The organism is Aquimarina litoralis, assembly GCF_019295435.1.
Lineage (GTDB): Bacteria > Bacteroidota > Bacteroidia > Flavobacteriales > Flavobacteriaceae > Aquimarina > Aquimarina litoralis_A.
In genome coordinates this window covers 1-18,034 of sequence record NZ_WEKL01000068.1, presented here as the reverse complement: position 1 = coordinate 18,034, position 18,034 = coordinate 1, and the positions used below count along the sequence as shown (strand labels likewise).

General features: G+C 32.8%; 15 protein-coding genes. 1 reads left to right on the top strand and 14 read right to left on the bottom strand.

Going from position 1 to position 18,034, the window contains the following annotated elements; all coding sequences use genetic code 11:
• Positions 1 to 3,590 (bottom strand): DUF6531 domain-containing protein (locus GBO31_RS22105; protein WP_219010748.1); only part of this gene is annotated, 3,590 nt, incomplete at its 3' end.
• Positions 3,591 to 3,600: 10 nt separating this feature from the next.
• Entirely contained in the window at positions 3,601 to 5,463 is a 1,863-nt protein-coding gene (locus tag GBO31_RS22100) for a type VI secretion system Vgr family protein (RefSeq protein ID WP_219010747.1), read from the bottom strand.
• Positions 5,464 to 5,810: 347 nt separating this feature from the next.
• Between GBO31_RS22100 and GBO31_RS22095 the strand changes: the two genes are divergently transcribed.
• On the top strand, positions 5,811 to 6,230 hold the full coding sequence (locus GBO31_RS22095; protein WP_219010745.1) for a hypothetical protein: 420 nt from the start codon (positions 5,811 to 5,813) through the stop codon (positions 6,228 to 6,230).
• A 97-nt stretch (positions 6,231 to 6,327) separates the two neighbouring features.
• Here the strand turns inward: GBO31_RS22095 and GBO31_RS22090 are convergent, their stop codons facing one another.
• The 12 genes from GBO31_RS22090 to GBO31_RS22035 form a co-directional block, all read right to left on the bottom strand.
• Positions 6,328 to 6,576, bottom strand: coding sequence for a DUF6095 family protein (locus GBO31_RS22090; protein ID WP_246615954.1), 249 nt, complete (start codon positions 6,574 to 6,576; stop codon positions 6,328 to 6,330).
• Complete coding sequence (gene murQ / locus GBO31_RS22085) at positions 6,551 to 7,363, bottom strand: N-acetylmuramic acid 6-phosphate etherase (RefSeq protein WP_219010743.1); 813 nt, start codon at positions 7,361 to 7,363, stop codon at positions 6,551 to 6,553. The genes GBO31_RS22090 and murQ overlap by 26 nt, the downstream gene beginning before the upstream one ends.
• A 25-nt stretch (positions 7,364 to 7,388) precedes the next feature.
• Positions 7,389 to 8,210, bottom strand: a complete 822-nt coding sequence (locus tag GBO31_RS22080; protein ID WP_219010742.1) for a DUF4249 domain-containing protein — start codon at positions 8,208 to 8,210, stop codon at positions 7,389 to 7,391.
• A 4-nt stretch (positions 8,211 to 8,214) separates the two neighbouring features.
• Positions 8,215 to 10,599 carry a TonB-dependent receptor gene (locus GBO31_RS22075; RefSeq protein WP_429725823.1) on the bottom strand — a complete coding sequence of 795 codons (2,385 nt, stop codon included), beginning with the start codon at positions 10,597 to 10,599 and terminating at the stop codon, positions 8,215 to 8,217.
• A gap of 284 nt (positions 10,600 to 10,883) precedes the next feature.
• Positions 10,884 to 11,063 carry a hypothetical protein gene (locus tag GBO31_RS22070; protein WP_219010740.1) on the bottom strand — a complete coding sequence of 60 codons (180 nt, stop codon included), beginning with the start codon at positions 11,061 to 11,063 and terminating at the stop codon, positions 10,884 to 10,886.
• Positions 11,064 to 11,129: 66 nt separating this feature from the next.
• Positions 11,130 to 11,678 carry an outer membrane protein gene (locus GBO31_RS22065; RefSeq protein ID WP_219010739.1) on the bottom strand — a complete coding sequence of 183 codons (549 nt, stop codon included), beginning with the start codon at positions 11,676 to 11,678 and terminating at the stop codon, positions 11,130 to 11,132.
• 105 nt (positions 11,679 to 11,783) lie between these two features.
• The gene (locus GBO31_RS22060; protein ID WP_219010737.1) at positions 11,784 to 12,419 is read right to left on the bottom strand and encodes a hypothetical protein; all 636 of its coding nucleotides are present in this window, start codon (positions 12,417 to 12,419) and stop codon (positions 11,784 to 11,786) included.
• Between the two features lie 41 nt (positions 12,420 to 12,460).
• On the bottom strand, positions 12,461 to 13,129 hold the full coding sequence (locus GBO31_RS22055) for a hypothetical protein (protein ID WP_219010735.1): 669 nt from the start codon (positions 13,127 to 13,129) through the stop codon (positions 12,461 to 12,463).
• Positions 13,130 to 13,192: 63 nt separating this feature from the next.
• Positions 13,193 to 14,287 carry a hypothetical protein gene (locus GBO31_RS22050; protein WP_219010734.1) on the bottom strand — a complete coding sequence of 365 codons (1,095 nt, stop codon included), beginning with the start codon at positions 14,285 to 14,287 and terminating at the stop codon, positions 13,193 to 13,195.
• Positions 14,268 to 14,822 (bottom strand): hypothetical protein, encoded by a 555-nt coding sequence (locus tag GBO31_RS22045; protein WP_219010732.1) that lies wholly within the window; start codon positions 14,820 to 14,822, stop codon positions 14,268 to 14,270. Before GBO31_RS22045 ends, GBO31_RS22050 begins: the two co-directional genes overlap by 20 nt.
• Before the next feature lie 4 nt (positions 14,823 to 14,826).
• Positions 14,827 to 15,366, bottom strand: a complete 540-nt coding sequence (locus GBO31_RS22040; protein WP_246615953.1) for an RNA polymerase sigma factor — start codon at positions 15,364 to 15,366, stop codon at positions 14,827 to 14,829.
• Positions 15,367 to 15,553: 187 nt separating this feature from the next.
• Positions 15,554 to 18,034 (bottom strand): VCBS repeat-containing protein (locus tag GBO31_RS22035; RefSeq protein ID WP_219010731.1); only part of this gene is annotated, 2,481 nt, incomplete at its 5' end.

The window sequence follows — 18,034 nt, the reverse complement described above, 5'->3', positions numbered from 1 at the left end:
CCGACTTCATCGGGTAATTTGTAATCATAGGATTTGTCTTCATATTTGGCCCAAGCCAGATTATTGAAATCATCATAATCAAAATTGACAATTCCCTGAGTGAGATTATCTACAATTTTCTTTAGTTTATGATTGACATCCCAAGTGTAAGTTCTTCGTCTAGTTTCGACCTCTCGTTTTTGGACAACTTGTTGTCTGTGTCGCCCTGCCTGATCATAACTCCAATTAGTTTTTATTCCGCCTGGTAAAGAACGTTCAGTTTCCATACCCAGACTATTGTATTTAAAATTAGCTTTCCATATACTATTACCCTTGTTTTTAGCTTTTACGGATGAAACTTCGCCGAGTTCTGTATATTTGAGACGTATGGAAGCACCTAAACTACTCTGTATTTTTGATTGCTGTCCTTTGTCATTATAGCTAAAGGATATCGTATGTCCATCCTGTTCTTCAGAAACAACTCTTCCAGCTTCATCTCTATTGATTTTTGTTATAGAGTTTGGATTGACCGCTTGTGTTAATAATCCATCTTTATTATAATCAAATGTGGCCCAGGAATCATCGTGATATTCTATCCTTGATACACGCCCAGCTTTATCATATTCATAGGTACTATACTTATTATTAGATTTTTCTTCTTTGACAATTTTTCCGGCTTTATCTCTTATGAAATTTCTTGTAATTTGATCAAAACCTTCTTCTCTAATAATATTCCCTAATGCGTCTCTGGTAAAATGATAGGACTCTTTATGTTCATTTATGACACCAATAAGTTTTTCTTCTTTATCGTATCTAAACAAAACTTTTCGACCATCTTGTTCTCTTGATTTTAGATTTCCTAATATGGTGTATTCATAGTTTAGTATACGATTGTTATCTATAGCTTGTAAAATTCTACCATAGCTATCATATGTAAGTTGAATATTTCCTTTGTCCGGAAGTCTTATTTTAGATATGTTGCCTAAGTTATCATACGAAAATTGCTGTTGTTGTTTGGCAGGATTGACCATTTTAATGCATTGTCCCCATACATCATATTCCCAAAAAGATTCTTCCTTATTTGGAGAAATCATATGATTTAGGTTATGGTCATCATCATAAAATAGTTGTATTATATTTTCATTTGCATCTGCAATTTTGGAAATTAAACCATGCTCATTATATTCAAAAGTTTGCATGGTTTGATCTGGATACATAATAGTATTCAGCTTATTGTTTTTGAAGAATCGGGAAAAGACACCGCCTTCTGGAGATGTTTGTAAGAGTAAATTCCCTTGATCATCATAAGAAGATTCTACCTCAGCTCCATCTGGGTAACGGACTGATGTTTGGTTACCACGAGTATCATATGTGTATTGTGTTTGTAGTCCTTCTTGATCTATTGTTCTTATTAATTCATCAAATTGATTATACTCATTGATAGTAATACCATCTAACGGGTCAATAATCTTTACAGGGTTATTGTTTTCATGGTGATAAGTGGTTTTATTTCCATAAGAATCCCAAACCTCGCTGTATTTTTCGTGATACAGGAATTTGTAGTCTAAAGTGCCTCCTTCTAACCAAGTATGAGTACACCTAGCACCAGTTTGATATGATTCATATTCCCAATAGCAAGTAGCACCTTCACGATGCGTTTTAGAAACCATTAGATGATTCTTGTAAACTGCGATTACCGATTTACCAGAAGCATCTGTAATTTTAGCTAGATCTCCAGCTTCATTATATCCATAGGATACCAGAGTTCGTTTTTCAGATCGATGATGTTGCGTGATTTCTACTATTCTTTGTGCTGTATCATAATGAATCTTGATTCGCCTGTCAGCAGTGTCTATGATTTCATTAAGATAGCTGTCTTGATAATTAAATTGTATAAAGGCCTGCTCATCCTTTATAATTTTGGAAAGCTTATAAGTTCTCGAATGATCAGTTAACACATAAGTAAGTTTTGTTTTAAAGTCATAAAGATGATACGTAGAGGAGTTGATATAGGTTAGTTGAAGTTTTTCAGATCTATTATATTCGGATTTATTTTCTGAATTTAAAAGAGAGAAAAAAGCAGGTCTTCCATCAGCAAGAGTAAGCAATGAATCTTCTGATCTATGCGTAAGATGTATATCATAATTGTGATGTACACCATGACCCATAGGACCTTTATATGCAGAATCCGAGTACCAGACTCTTTTCCAGGATATTGGAATAATTCCAGGGATTTCAAAATCAACAAAATCATATATATTAGTTCCAGATATTACATCTACTGGGTCACCAGCTGTAGGACAACCATTTTTAGCTTTTGTATGGTTTTTTGAGGTGTTCTTCTTAGAATTATCTGGAGTTTTTTTCTGTTGTTTAGTAGTTTCTTTTGGAGGTTCTTCATGAAATAGTTTAGGACCCTTTCCTTCGTTGATAGCTTTTGCCAAAGCTTTCATTTCCTGAGCAGCTTTTTTATAATCACCAGTTTTTTCAGCTTTTTTGAGGATATTGTAAGCATTTTGTACTGCGGGAAATTTACTGGCCAATCCTGCTGTAAGTACATTTGCAACATAGTCTTTTGCAGTAGTTTTGAGATTAAGACCAGTCCAGAAATCTTTTGTAAATACTTTTCTTCCAGCTTTTACTGCTTTACCAAATCCAATAAGTTCTACTACAGATCGACCTACTTCTTTCATAGCTTGATCAGTAGGAGCGTTAAGAATTTTATCTTCTTTTTTATCTACCCATTTTCCGACGCCATCAGGAATACTTTTAAATTTTTCAGGGAATTCTTTCCTCTGTTTGTTCATCCATTCCTTTAGTTGCGCATCGGTTGCAATGTTTTTAGCTAATTGTTGTGCATAAAGTTTATCGTTTGTTAATTCTAATGCTTTTAAGTATGTGAAGCTTCTTTCCCCTATATAAATTGCAAGATCACCAGAAGTGGCTCCTATGTTTATAAGTAGATCTACACTTTTCTTGAAATCATCCCATAATTGAGAGGCGATACCAGTACCATAATGCCAAAGATTTGGGATGAGCTCCATAGGATTAGCATGCCTTCCCATGTCTTTTACAAAATCCCATATTTTCTGACCAGTAGTGTCTTCAAAATTATTTTCTCTTTGCTGTTTTCGCTTTCTTATCCTTTCAGCTCTCCTTTTCTTTCCTGAAGAATATTTGTTTTCTTCTGGTTCTTCCTTTTTGGAAGGAGCGTTGCTTGAGTTGTCAGTACTTGTGTTATCATCAGAGTTTTTACTTGCAAAATCCTCATGCTTTTCCGTAGGAGAAAAATCTTCTAAATCAATTTCTATAATTCCACCATAAGTAGTGCAAACTGTTTTACTGGAACTCAATAGAAATCTGTTTCCTCCATTATTTACTGATTGAGCTACAGTGTTTGGCAACCACTTTTGTAATTTTGGAGTACAAGCTTTGCTTACATTCGCTGGACATGTACAGCCTGCAAATTTTGTAATATTAGAATCTACTTCGGTAGCCCATTTCTTCTTAAACATAATAGTTGTACTTGGTCTATCTATTTTAAGATTTGATGAGCCTTTTCCAAAAGAACATTTTATTGTTTCTCCATCTGGTACAAATTGTCTAGCCATTTTGCGTGTTTTAGTTTACAGAAACTTCTCCTCCCTTAACAGAGCACTTTGATTTACCAACAATTTTTGTTTTCCCCCCAATGACTCCAATTCCTAATGCTGTTAATGTAAGTCCGATAGAAGCTTGTATATTCGCTAAAACGGATGCAGTTATTGAGACATGCTTCCCACTAATTCTGGTAGATTTACCACTTAACGAGGCTGTAGATTTAGCTTTCGCTCTTAAGCTGCTTCCTGCATTTAGAGAAATACTGGATGATGCTTTCGCACTAAAATTACTAGATGCACTTGCGTTAATATTGCTTCCAGCATTTACTGTTATATTATTACTAGCTTCTATGGCTATATCGGTAGAGGAGAAGGTAATTTTATTGRGGGCATTGATAGTAATTTCTCCATTACCACCCATCACTATAGTATTACCACTTGGGTCAGCAATAGTAACACTACCATCATTATCATTTAGTGTAACTTGATTGCCACTTCTGGTTTTGATTGCTTTTAGATGATTATTATCACTTTTAAAGCTTTCAGGTACAGACGATGAATTGGTAACGCTTCCTTTTACAATTGGTAGTTCTGCATTATCACCTTCATGGTCAACTATAACTTCATCTCCTTTTTCAGGAACAAAATACATACCTTGTCCAGGTCCTCCTGCTAAACTTGCCTGGCGTATCCATGGCGAAGTTTCTCCAGTTTCTTTTTGCCAAGCATACTGTATTTTTACACGACCCATTCCTTCAGGATCTACATTGTCTACAACTACTGCAGTTTGTGATTTACTTTTAGGAAATGCTTTTATGGAAGTTTTAGGATATACATCAGATTCAGCTGTAATCCCTTCAAATGTATTTTCATACCTTCCATTTTCACTACAATTATGTATTATTTTGGTAATTCTATATCCTCCATAAGATGTGTTTTCTCCATCGATGAGTATTTTACTCCCAATAGTAATACTTGGATTACTACTTTTGCCAGTTATTTTTATTTGGTTTACTTCATTAGCTCTTTTTTGATGTAGTATCTGGTCATCTATTCTGGATTTCATTCTAACATCATCATGTGAACTCACCAATACTTGGGTTTCTTTTTGAAATAACTTGTCGCTTTTTTGATTGATAGTGGATATGAATCCTTTAGAATGAGAATGCAATTCTCTTGTTTTTACTTCATGAAACCCATCTGTAAGGTAGTCGTTAGTGAAATATTTAAAATTATTCGGAATGGCTTCTAATTTCATGGATAATTCCAATAAGTCATATCCGTATCTTAAGGTAACAGAATCTTTACTTTTTGGTTTTCCAAAAACCAATTGAGTTCCGTCATAATAAAACCATTCTCCATATTGTGCGGCAAGTCGACTGGCATACTGAAAAGCACTTTCTTCCTGTTGTACACTGTAATGAACAGGAGTCATCATACTTGGTGAAATAGAACATTGTAAAATGCCTTTATCATAACCATTAAAAGTTTTTTCTAAAATTTCAGAAATCACAATATCTTGATGAGATGCATAATGTGGACCATCATCAGCAATTATGCTACAGCTTTTTCCAGAAATGTGAATCAGATCTCCTGTTTTTTGATAAAAACCTTTGACCGTTTTTATAGAAGTAACAATTCCTTTGAACTCCAAAGTTTCATTCTCAGAAAAACCATTTACTGATTGAATTCGAACGAGAAAAACTCCTCCTAAAAAATGGACACTTTCTCCAGAAATGTCGTCATTACTTTCTTCTAGTACATCTTTCCGACAGATAAGTTCAAAATGATGATGTGCATCTATTTCTTGGTGTAACGAAAAACTCTTAAATGCTGGGATATGATTACCATCTATGAATAACTGTATGTTTGTATCTGCTGCCATAGCTTATCTAATTGATAAAGAAATTGGGTTTGATACTTTTAAATTAGTGTATAGAACTGTTTCAGATTATAGAATAGGGACGAATAGTAGCTATTGTAGGACGTTTGTATTGAATTTTGTGGTAATAAAGAATTGTCTGATTTGTAAATAACTTCAATTGAAAGTATATCATGAAAATTTATGCTAACAAACACTTCTTTCCAAATCGAAAGAGAAAGAAACAAATTTCCTGTTATTCTAACTAAATGTCACCAAAATTCTAACGAAGATCCACATTCACATATTCTCAGAAAGGAAGCTCCTTAAGTTTACCAAAGAATTTAAACTCATTTTAAAATTTAAGAGCAATGAAATTTCAAAACAACGTTTTAGGAAAATTAAGCAAAGTAATTCTTGTGTTATCTGTGTTATTTATGTCATCTTGTGGTAATGACGATGATGGAACACCTGTTGATGCATTTGTTACGTTACCATCAAGTCTTGTTACTACTTTTGATGGCGAATTAACGTACACACCTGCAAATGGTATGGGGATAGTAGCTGGAGTAGATGGAACTGCTACGATTTCTGGTTCAGGAAACACATACACTATTAGTTTTAGTGATGGAGTTCCGTCTATTACAGGATTACGTTTTATTGGTAGTGGAAATGGATCATATGCAACTGTAGGTACCGATGGATCTGCTGCTGGTATTACCATAGAGAATGATGAATTAACTATTGGAGCAACTATAAGTGGGAATGCATGGGCTTTTACACCCAACTAATCCTTAATTAGTGTGAATAAAAAAGAGTGACTTTATTTATAGAAGGTTGCTCTTTTTTATTTTTTAATATTAATTAGTATATAAGTTTATCTTAATATCATTTTTTACCAAAAATTGCATCCATAATGGTTTTTAATCCTCTAAAAGCCATGAATATAGCAAAAGATGCTCCTAGCAAACCTAGAATTAAAACCGGATAATAGTAGAAGTGATCTTGATTTTTAAATGCAGAATGAATAATAACCGGACTGATAAACATAAATATTAAAGATATAGCCATACGTTGTATCCCTTTACCAAGCAATTCTTTGTCTGTTCTTTTAGGCTCCATAATTATCAATTGCATTTCTTACACTACCATGTTTATCTAATAATTCGGCAGCAAGAGTTCGTTCTATATTTAATTCTTCCATGATCATCCGTGTGCCCCTGTCTACTAGTTTATTATTGCTAAGTTGCATATCTACCATTTTGTTCCCTTTTATTCTTCCTAGTTGAATCATCACGGATGTAGATATCATATTTAGCACTAGTTTTTGCGCTGTTCCAGCTTTCATTCTGGAGCTTCCTGTAACAAATTCAGGACCAACTATGACTACAACAGGGTATTGTGCTGTGATAGCTAATGGACTACCTTCATTACAAGTTATACAACCAGTTATAATATTAGATTCATTACATTTTTTTAATGCTGCAATCACGTAAGGTGTAGTACCAGAAGCAGCAATACCGATGACAACGTCTTTTTCTGAAATATGATAAGACCGTAAATCTTTCCATCCTTGCTCAGTACTATCTTCTGCAAATTCTACAGCTTTCCGAATGGCAGCATCACCTCCAGCAATTAACCCTATAACGAGATCATGAGAAACACCGAAAGTAGGAGGGCATTCGCTGGCGTCTACAATGCCTAAACGACCACTGGTCCCTGCTCCCATATAGAAAAGTCGTCCTCCATTTTTTAGTTTTTCAACAATCTTAGTTACTAAGACTTCAATTTGAGGAATCGCTTTTTCTATTGCCTGTGGAACTGTTGTATCTTCTTTATTGATATTGATAAGTATATCAGAAACACTCATCTTTTCAAGATGATTATATTTTGAAGCTTGTTCGGTTGTTTTGGTAAAACTCATGCTTCAAAAATACAGATTTTTCAGATCACTCTTCAATGATAAATTGAAAACGATTTGCTTCAGAAAGATTGAAATATCCTAAAGCATAGTTATCAGGATTCGTTGTATTTATGATATTCCCTCTTATTTGAGCAGGTGGAGTTTGAAAAGGATTTCCTCCATCTTGTTCACTTTGCTCTATTAGGATATTTGAATAATTGAAGTACCGTTCTTCAATTCCTAGAATTTTTATAGTAACTTCTTCACCACCTACCATATCTTCATAGAAGTATGAAAAATTAAAAGATTCCCCTTGATAAAACCTATCCTCGCTTGGTAAGTATAAGTTAAAATCAAAATCAAACAAATAGAAATCTTCTCTATTGCCATCATCAGTGAAAAATATGATAATTTCGGTTTCATCACCATCAAACAAAGTTCCATCTCCTTGCTCGACATTATCAATGGCTACAGTAGGAATTAATTGGGTAGTCGCTTTATAAGTTTCTTCGTTATATATTACTGTTAGCTCATAATCAATACCAAATTCAGGGATTACATTGGGGTCTTCAGGAATAAAAAAACCTGATTCCCCTAATGATTCGACAAAGTTCACCACAGAGTTATCAGAAAGATTGGTTATAAAAACAGTAGCATCACTTACTGTTGGTACACTATCATCAAAGAATGGTGCTGATAATGTTAATCTAACTCCTCCTAATGCATCTACTGGAGTTTCGTCTAAATAGATTTCGAAAGAAGCATCAATAACCAGTCTAGGTTCTCCGTTAGGAACATCTACATCAATAACATCTTCACAACTGGTGATGATTAAAAGTCCTATGATATAAAAGCATAATCTTTGCATAGTACTAAAATTTAAAATTATAAGTTACAGCTGGTACTATTCCAAATATAGAAGTACGTACAGCTTCATTAACACGAGTTTCGGTATTTTGACTAAAATTTATAGAGGCGGCATTACGACGATTATACAAGTTATAAACGCTAAAAACCCATTCTCCTTGCCATTTTCGATTTTTATTTTTCCTTGGTGTAAGTGTTGCGGAAATATCCAAACGATGATATGATGGTAATCTTTGATCATTACGCAAACCATCAAAAACGGGAACTACTAAACCTTGGAATTCAAATTGCCCTGTTGGATAATTAGTAGGTTGTCCAGTTTGAAATAAGAAGTTTGCATTAAACTTCCATTTCTCATTTAATTCATAACTTCCATTAAAGGATATATCATGGGTTTTGTCATAAGGAGTATTATACCATTCTCCATTATTAATTCCAGTTTCTGTAGGTGTTCTTCCAGGTGTGCGTTGTTCAGATTTTGATAAAGTGTAGGCTAACCAACCTTTAAATTTTCCTTCATTTTTGCGGATTAATAATTCTAATCCATAGGCTCTCGCTTCTCCATTCAGGATTTCTCGTTCTATGGCATCATTAGCAATAAGCTCAGCTCCATCGATATAATCAATTCTATTTTCTATATCCTTGTAAAAAACTTCTGTTTCTATAGAATAAGTATCATCTTTAATACTCTTAAAATACCCTAATGCATACTGATTCAACATTTGAGGTTTTACAAATCTTCCACTTGGCGTCCAAACATCTAATGGAGTAGGAGAGCTGGTATTAGATAATAGATGTAAATATTGAGCCATTCTGTTATAGCTTGCTTTTATGGAAGTATTATCATTAAAAGCATATGCCAATGCAATTCTAGGTTCTAGATTAGTAAAATTTGCTAATTGAGCACTTCTACTTACGCTTTCTGTACCGATAGGATCTGCTGATTCATAAATCTGTAATGCTGAATTGAATAACAGTGGGTTGTCATTTTCATAGATGTTTATTTCATCCTGACCTAGTCTTATGAAATTACTCAACCGGATTCCATATTGTAGTGATAAATTATTAGATACTTTATGTTCAGCATCTACATAAACACCCAATTCATTTGCATATTTATCAATAAGTTTATCTCTAATAATACCAGAATCGTCTCTATTGGGCTTAATCTCTCCAGGATTGAATCGATAATATATATTGTTTACACCATAGTTTAACTGGAAATTGTCACTCAGATAGTGTTTAAGATCATATTTTAGATTGAAATTTCTGATTCCCGAATCCCATTCAAACCCTACAAAATCAAGCTCTAAGCCATAAAAGTAATCCGAATAGATAAGTGATAAATTTGAAAATAGTTTATCTGAGAATAGGTGATTCCATCTAAGATTTAAAACGGTATTTCCATAAGTATTTCGGAAGCTCTCGCTGATAGCAAAAACGTCTCTTCCAAAATATCCTGATAAGAAGATATTATTGTTTTCATTGATTTTGTAATTAAGTTTTGTGTTGAGGTCATAGAAATAGGCAATATTATCATTCCCATCATCTACTAGAGGCAGAAATAAATGAGCATAAGATGCGCGACCTCCAACCAGAAAAGCTCCTTTGTTTTTTACAATAGGGCCTTCTGCTAGTAATCTACTAGCAACTAAACCTAATCCTCCATTGATGTGATATTCTTTGCTGTTTCCTTCTTTTTGATAAATATCTAAAACGGATGATACACGTCCACCATAACGAGCCGGAATTCCTCCTTTGTAAAGCTTAATATCTTTGATAGCATCTGGATTAAAAACAGAAAAGAATCCAAAAAGATGAGATGAATTAAAAATAGTGGCTTCATCTAATAAGATAAGATTCTGATCGGCAGCACCTCCACGAACATTAAATCCCGAAGCTCCTTCACCACCACTTGTTACACCAGGTAAAAGTACAATAGATTTAATTACATCAGCTTCACCTAGTACAACTGGAATTTGTTTTATAGTCCCTGCAGTAAGTTTATTAAGACTCATCTGAGGTGTTTTGATGTTTACTTTTTCTACATTTTCAGTGATGACCACTTCATCTAACATTTCAGAAGCCTCAACTAATTGAAAGTTTAGCTTCTTATCTTCATTCAAAGTAATTTCCTGTATAATATCTCTAAAACCCAGATAACTAACTTGTAATTTATAGGTTCCTTCTGGTAAAGTGATTGAATAAAAACCATATTCGTTGGTGACTACACCTTTACCAATTTCAGGAAAGAGTACATTAACGCCAATTAGGGTTTCATTGCTGGACTTTTCTGAAATCGTACCATTAATTGTGAATTTTTCTTGGCCATATATGGCAAACTGTAGCGTACAAATAGCCAAAAGGCTACATAAAATGTTCTTTTTCAAAAGCGATATTTTTAATATTTGTACGGTTTAAAAGAGTATTTGCACTAAAGTGATATAACCAAAAGTACTAAATAACAGTTCTTTGTAACCGTATACAATTCCTAAATATATGTTATTTATTGATAGTATATGTGGCTTATTTTTCTAATCAGAATTATAGTTATAATTCAATGTTTTAGAATAATATACCAATAAGAAGAACTTTCTGATAATTTGTTACATTATCAAATAGTAAATAATCAAAAATCATTAAAAATGACTTAACAGATTATTTAAGTAAGAAATTAATTGGATTTTAGTTCAGGTTTCCAGCAAAAAGCAATGGGCAACCATTCTTCGGTGCGTATACAATTACCATCTGAGGAATTAGTATTTGATTTGCGTTTAAGATATACCTGGTTGTTTTCTGAAAATACATAGTTAGTCTCTATTTTTTTGGTTTCAACAATAACTTTAGTTTTCATTTGGGGCTTTTGTAACATTTTACAAATCATTAATATCAACATCCGTGCCTAAAATTTAATTCGTTATTATAATCTATATCCTACCCCTATTTTTAATAGTTGTATTTGTGTGTTAAATGAAATATCTGGAACATCATCAGATGTACTTAGACTACTAAAATCATATTGTACTTGAGCAAAGATTTTTTTAGTAATATCGTATGTAATTCCAAGATTAAGATTTAAACCGCTTTCAGTTGATGGTGTCTCTAAATTGGAATCTCCAGATATATTAAAAACTATTATAGTGTATCCAATTCCTAAAGAAGGACGAATTTTACTTAAAACTTTTAACTCTGTAAATACTCTTGGTTGTATCGTATATGCTGTAGTGGTAATATTATCAAATGAATTATTTAAAAATACTCCTCCGTTTAAAGAAGCGCCAACATTAAATAAGGACTTATTGAAAAATTTATAATCAATCCCTATATCTGCAATTCCATCGTACGACTTTCCGATAAAGTTATCACCTAGTGGAATGGGATAGTTAACCTCTAGACTTATTTTGGAGTCTTGTGAAAATGATTTTAAACTGAAAATTAATACAGTAAGAAGAAGCAATGAATTTTTCATGATATATGTTTTTTAATGTTCATATTTTTAAATTTTACGTATAAGGTTTAGCTTCAAATAACAAGTATTTGAATTTTAATGTGTTATAAAATGAATTTGATTTTGTTATTCTTTTGGTGGATTTTTCTTATACCTGTTCTCTCCAAGATTAAATACCCCCATTTTTATCCCTATACCAAAAGAAATTCCATTAATATTATTTACAACATCGGAAGGAATCAAATCGATAGGACTAGAAAAACGATATTTAATTCCAGTTTCTAACTGGATAAATTTATTTATGTTATACAGGATATTAACACCAGGTTCTAATACAAGCATCATATCCTCATTTTTTGTTAATGCACCGCTACCTTGTATGTATCCAATACCCATTAATGCAGGGAATGAAACTTTAACTTTAGACTCACTAAAAAGAATATTCTCTACATGAAATCCTCCATAAACCACAAATAGCTCATCTACGATATTAAACGTGGTATTTATAGCATTTCTGGAAGCAAAACCTCTCAAAGCTACTCCTAGTTCCATTTTTTTATTAGCAACATAAGCTAGTTTTGTGCCAATCAGAACACCTTCAATGTTATCATCAATCTTACCATATCCAGCATCTACTCCAAGATAAATACCATGTAGAATGTTTTTTCGATCATTAAACTCTATATAATCAACATCTTGTGCTATGGTTTCGAAACAAAAAATGATGATTACAAATAGCAATGTTAGTTTCGTTTTTTTCATAATAATTAGCTTTATTAAGGGTCTAAGGCGCTTACGTCCGTTCAATTCTTAGGTGCTCTTTTCTTATATCTATTTCTACCCAGATTAAAGACCCCAACTTTGATTCCTAATCCAGCAGAGAAACCATTAATGCGATCAATCCCGCTTGGATGAATATTGAACTTACTTGAAAATCTATACTTTACACCAGCTTCTAATTGTACGAATCGCGAAATATTAAATAGTAAATTTATTCCTGGTTCTGCAACAAATACGGCATCCCAATCGTAGTCATCTTCATTGAATTCTTCATTATCCAATTGACCATCGATGTAACCTACTCCTCCAACACCAATAAGTAACGGAAAGGATAGATTCACTCTTGATTTACTAAATAATATGGGTTCTAAATGCATTCCCACATATCCTCCAATAAGATCCTCATCATTAGAAGCGGATATTCCAGGTAAATTTTGTTGGGAATAGAAACCTTTCATGCCAAAACCAAGTTCGAACTTTCTATTTGCTACATAAGCTAATTTCAATCCGATTAACCCTGTTTCTTCTCCATCAATTTCTCCATAACTAGTGCTAAAACCTAGATATACTCCATGTACAATGTTTTTACGATCATTAAATTCTATATAATCAGTATCATTTTCATCCTGAGAATATATTTGATATGAGCATATTATTAGTAATGAGATGAATAGTTTGATTGATTTTTTCATTAGTATTGATTTGTTTCGTTTATTATTGATTGGATAAATGAATTTTATTGTAATGTTGTTGTATTAGTATTCTTTTAATATGATTACCCCTTTACGTCCTTTAATTCTGAATGTTCCTTTGTCTTGATTACTGCCATATGTGGCTTGAATTTCTCGAAGTCTTTTTTTAGTATCGATCATTTTATTTTTGATATGAGTAAAAGTTTTAGGGATACGCAATAAACCTTGTTCTAAAGAAGCTTCGAAATCAAAATTTAAGTCAGAAATGTTAATATTTATTTCAGATGACTTTTGATTGATATCAATGTTCGCAGCGGTATTAGTAATTTTATCTACTTTTAAATCTGCTACATCCAAGAAGAGGTCAATATCGTTAATAAGGTTGTCTAGAAAGACATTAGAGAATTTGAGTTCTCCTTTTATTTTTTCAACGCTTCCCAGATCAACTTTATCTTTATTAGAATATAATTCTAGCGTATTTACTTTTTCTATAGTAATTGTCGAACCGTTACTTAATACTCTTAGGTTTTTTGAGGTTTGATGATCAAACTCACTATTTTTTAATTCAATCTTTCCGTATGTAATTGACTTGGTTTGTAGTTTACCAAATTTCATTTTAATATTAGCATTCACAAGATCATTATTGATCCACATATCGCCATGTTGTAAATCAGAAGTTAATTTACCGTCCCAATCACTGATAATGATATCACCAAATTTATTAGTAAGTTGAATTTCTGCATTTGTAGGTAAGCTAATTTTGTAGTCTATTTGTACATTTCCTTTATCAAAATCAAATGGGTTTACACTATTAAATACCTTAGAGAAGAAGCTTTCGCTTTTTTCTTTTATATCTGAAACAATTTTTATGAAACCATTAGTCTGATTAATTGAAGGTTGTATTCTGTCTAACAGTTCTTGTGCATCGTTTTTTTCTTTTTTGGAAACTGAGATATCAATGATAATCTGTACTTTATTTTGATCCCATCCGTCAATTGTAATATTACCATATTTATTTTCTAATTGTAAGGTTCCAGAATTTGTAAAATCATAAGTCTTCTCAATCGACTTGGATAGTTTTTCCTGTGCATTCACATAATAACCCTGCAAAATTATCAATAGGATGAGTGCTATTTTTTTATAAAATATATCCTTCATTATCAACGGATTTTTTGGAATCTTTAATTTGGTCTAAAAGATTTTCTATTAGTTCAATTCTTTTTTTGTAGTTCTGTACGATGGCCTCCAAGATATATTCATTGTTCAGGTTGGCGGTCATTTCTTTTTTTAGAACGATATATTCTTTATCAAGTTCATCCATAAAGGACAAGAATTCTTCCTTATCTCTAGATGATAGTTTAGAGTGTTTTTTTACCAGTGCAACCTGGAATGATACCAATCCTTTATAATAATTATCGATATCCTTTAGTTCTTGATGAATAGCAGAGTTTTGTTCAGGAGTACCCATAGAACTCTGTGTAAAAAAGGTAAGTATAGAAAAGCTTCCTATAAGAATACATATACCAGCAGCTATTTTTAAGAACGGAGATTTCAATTGTATAAATCCTCTTGATTTCTTTTCTTTTGTGATTTCAAGTTCAGATTCAATTCCTTGCCAAATCTTATCTTGATCAGCCTCATGCTCATCAAAAAGTAGTTTGTTTTCTTTTATATATTTTTCAAAATCATCCATAGTATTAGAATGTATTTATAATCTGAATTAATTTTTTCTTTGCACGATGATATTGCGATTTGGATGTTGCTTCGGTAATTCCTAATATTTCTGAAATTTCCTTATGATCATATCCCTCGATTAGGTAAAGAATAATGATCTGTTTATATCCGTTTGGTAGCTTAGCAATTCCCTTTTTAATTTTTTTTATATCTCTTATGTCAACTGATTCATCAATTTCTTCACTAATATGATATTCATGTTGATCTAAAGGTATAACTGGTATTTTCTTTGATTTTAAATGATTGATACTTTTATTAATTACAATTCTTTTTAGCCAGGAACCAAAAGTACTCTCGTATCTAAATGAACCTAAATTTTTAAAAGCGTCAACAAAACTATCCTGAATGATATCCTCTGCATCTTCTTTGATATTTAAAATGCGAATACTCACATTATACATAGCATCTACATATAGTTTATATAGCTGATATTGCGAATTGCGATCGCCAGATTTGCTTTTTTCTACAAGATCTTTATGCGTATAAAGAATATTTGCTTTCAATTATCTATGATTAGTTGTCAGTCTTTCTTAAGTAACTTTTTCTTTCTAACTATTATTATTGACAAACCAAAAAACAAAGGGTTGCATCTAGTTTGAGTTTTTTATGGATATTTATAAAAAAGCCTGAAAACAATACGTTTTCAGGCTGTATAATTGTATGATTATTTGTTTGTTCTCAATGAAGTTACTATTGATGAAACTCAAAGTACTGCATTTCTCCTTCGTTACATAAACTGATGATCAATGTTTTATCTTTTTGCTTAATGGCTGTTATACCTCGAGTATCTCCGATTACCGAAAAACCACTTTCGCTAGCGGGAATAGCTTTAAAATTTCCTTTCCCATCACCTATAAGTGTTGTTCCTATACTAGCATCACTACGCCCCATTTCTACATCAGTGTGGTAATTATTTCCAGTAAGGATAAGATCCAAGTTACCGTCTTTATTCATATCTACTGGTAATATTCCGTGTACTTCAGAAAATTGTGCCGTTTTGGGTAGGGGATGAGGTGTAAAGGTTCCGTTAGTATTATTTTCAAAATAACTACTACTAAAGGTATGAGCAGATAACTTAAAAACTCCTTCTAATTCTTTTTTAGAAAATATAGAATCTAGCGTTGCTTGCGAATATTGCTTATAGCGTCTGAATTTCTTTTTAATATCAGGATACTGTGTTGCCACTTCATCTAATACATGTTTCGGGTAGTTCTTTTGATCACTGAAATAATAAAAAGGGAAAGCATCGATACGTCCGTTATTGTCAAAATCTTTGGCATAAATAATTGCTGGGTAATCCTCTGAAGCATTGTAAAAAGTATTTTCACCACGATTACCGGCAATCAAATCCAGATCACCATCTTTATCCATATCTGCTGCTATGAGTGTATTCCACCAACCTGAAGTTTTTGACAGTCCAACTTCAGTTGTAATATCTCTAAAATTCAAATTATTTCTTTTTAAAACCGTAATAGGCATCCATTCTCCTGCGAGCATAAGTTCTTTAGTTCCGTCATTATCATAATCCATCCAAAGCGCATCATTAATCATCCCCAGATTTCCGTTATTAGGTAATTGATCAGAAGCATCACTAAAGACTCCATTTTCATTGATGAGTAATTGGCTTTGCTCACTAAGTGGGTAGGATAAAGGTTTAGCTCCACCGCTAATAAATAAATCTAAGTCCCCATCACCATCAATATCTTGGGCAGCGAGGCAAGTACTATTTTGTAAGTTTTTTGGCACTGCATTGATAGCTTTGGTATAACCTCCTTTCCCATCATTAAGATAAAGTCGGTCTTGGTAAAGTGATGAATTTGAATTTGGGGCATAACCACCACTTACTACAAACAAGTCCAGATCCTGATCACCATCGGCATCAAAAAATAATGCTTCTCCATCTTCATAGTCTTTATCGGTCTCGAAGTCAGCAACTGTTTTTTGAAGAAATGTACCTTTGTTATTCTGAATATATAGAGATCCAGGATACCCTGCCGCACCTCCAATATATATATCTTCTAAACCGTCATTATTGATGTCCCCTTTAGATATAAAAGGACCTTTGTTTGATAGTTTATGCTCTAATAAAGGCTCTTGTTTAAAATCGATATACTCATTTTCCTGATGCTGAAATTCTGGAGAAAAAAGATCTTTACCTTTTTTCAGTATAGTTTTATTTGCTTTTTCTTCAGGTGGTTTCGGAACTGCATCTTTTATATTGAATTGAATTCGTTGATTGGCTTTAACATCCTGAAGTTTTTGATATTTCCCATTAGGCCATACCACAGATATTGAGGGAATAATTTGATTAGATCCTATTCCAAAATGCAGTATGGATTCTCCGGAACTAAGATATCCTCGGTAGGGAGAGCATTCCTGATATTGTGTGCCACTCTGAGTAGTAACTGTTACCTTAGCACCGATACCTTGTGAGTTGTTTTTACTACCCTTAAGTTGAATGGATATGTAATGATGTTCTGGTTTAAGTTCACGACTATTATTACGGTATAAAAACGCTTCTTGATTAAAATTGTTAGTAATCAAGTCGAGATCACCATCTTGATCTAAATCTGCATATACGGCACCATTGGAAAACGAAGGTTTATCAAATCCCCAAGAAGTAGTTTTTTTAGTAAAGGATAGGTCACCATTATTTTTATAGATATAATTGGAGACAGGATTTGAAGAAATTAAGCTTAGCATCTTCATATAACTAAACTTTTTAGCACCACCTACAGATGTAACAGCACTATTAGAATCATATTTTAAAAAATCCATATCTGTAATATCCCTATAAAACCCATTGGTAATAAAAAGATCTTTATAACCGTCGTTATCATAATCGGCAAGTAGCGGTGTCCAACTCCAATCTGTATGCGAAATTCCTGATAACTGACCAATCTCGCTAAAGGTGCCATTACCATTGTTCAGTTGCAAAGTATTACGCATCACTTGATGTCCTAAACCAAACTTAACAGCAATATGATACAAGTCATAAGGACTTTGTCCTTTTAACTGCTTCTGACGATAATTATCTTCTGCCATCATATCTAAATTGATTACATCCAGATGTCCATCATTATTGAAATCTGCAATATCGGAACCCATCGAGTTTCTACTCATATGAAAAAACATGCTATCGATAGGATCTGTAAATGTTCCATCTCCATT

What these genes read in the sequence shown, in the direction of transcription:
- GBO31_RS22095 (WP_219010745.1), top strand. Translation starts at nt 5,811, where the DNA reads ATGAAATTTCAAAACAACGTTTTAGGAAAATTAAGCAAAGTAATTCTT.
- GBO31_RS22090 (WP_246615954.1), bottom strand. Translation starts at nt 6,576, where the DNA reads ATGCAATTGATAATTATGGAGCCTAAAAGAACAGACAAAGAATTGCTT.
- murQ (WP_219010743.1), bottom strand. Translation starts at nt 7,363, where the DNA reads ATGAGTTTTACCAAAACAACCGAACAAGCTTCAAAATATAATCATCTT.
- GBO31_RS22080 (WP_219010742.1), bottom strand. Translation starts at nt 8,210, where the DNA reads ATGCAAAGATTATGCTTTTATATCATAGGACTTTTAATCATCACCAGT.
- GBO31_RS22070 (WP_219010740.1), bottom strand. Translation starts at nt 11,063, where the DNA reads ATGAAAACTAAAGTTATTGTTGAAACCAAAAAAATAGAGACTAACTAT.
- GBO31_RS22065 (WP_219010739.1), bottom strand. Translation starts at nt 11,678, where the DNA reads ATGAAAAATTCATTGCTTCTTCTTACTGTATTAATTTTCAGTTTAAAA.
- GBO31_RS22060 (WP_219010737.1), bottom strand. Translation starts at nt 12,419, where the DNA reads ATGAAAAAAACGAAACTAACATTGCTATTTGTAATCATCATTTTTTGT.
- GBO31_RS22055 (WP_219010735.1), bottom strand. Translation starts at nt 13,129, where the DNA reads ATGAAAAAATCAATCAAACTATTCATCTCATTACTAATAATATGCTCA.
- GBO31_RS22050 (WP_219010734.1), bottom strand. Translation starts at nt 14,287, where the DNA reads ATGAAGGATATATTTTATAAAAAAATAGCACTCATCCTATTGATAATT.
- GBO31_RS22045 (WP_219010732.1), bottom strand. Translation starts at nt 14,822, where the DNA reads ATGGATGATTTTGAAAAATATATAAAAGAAAACAAACTACTTTTTGAT.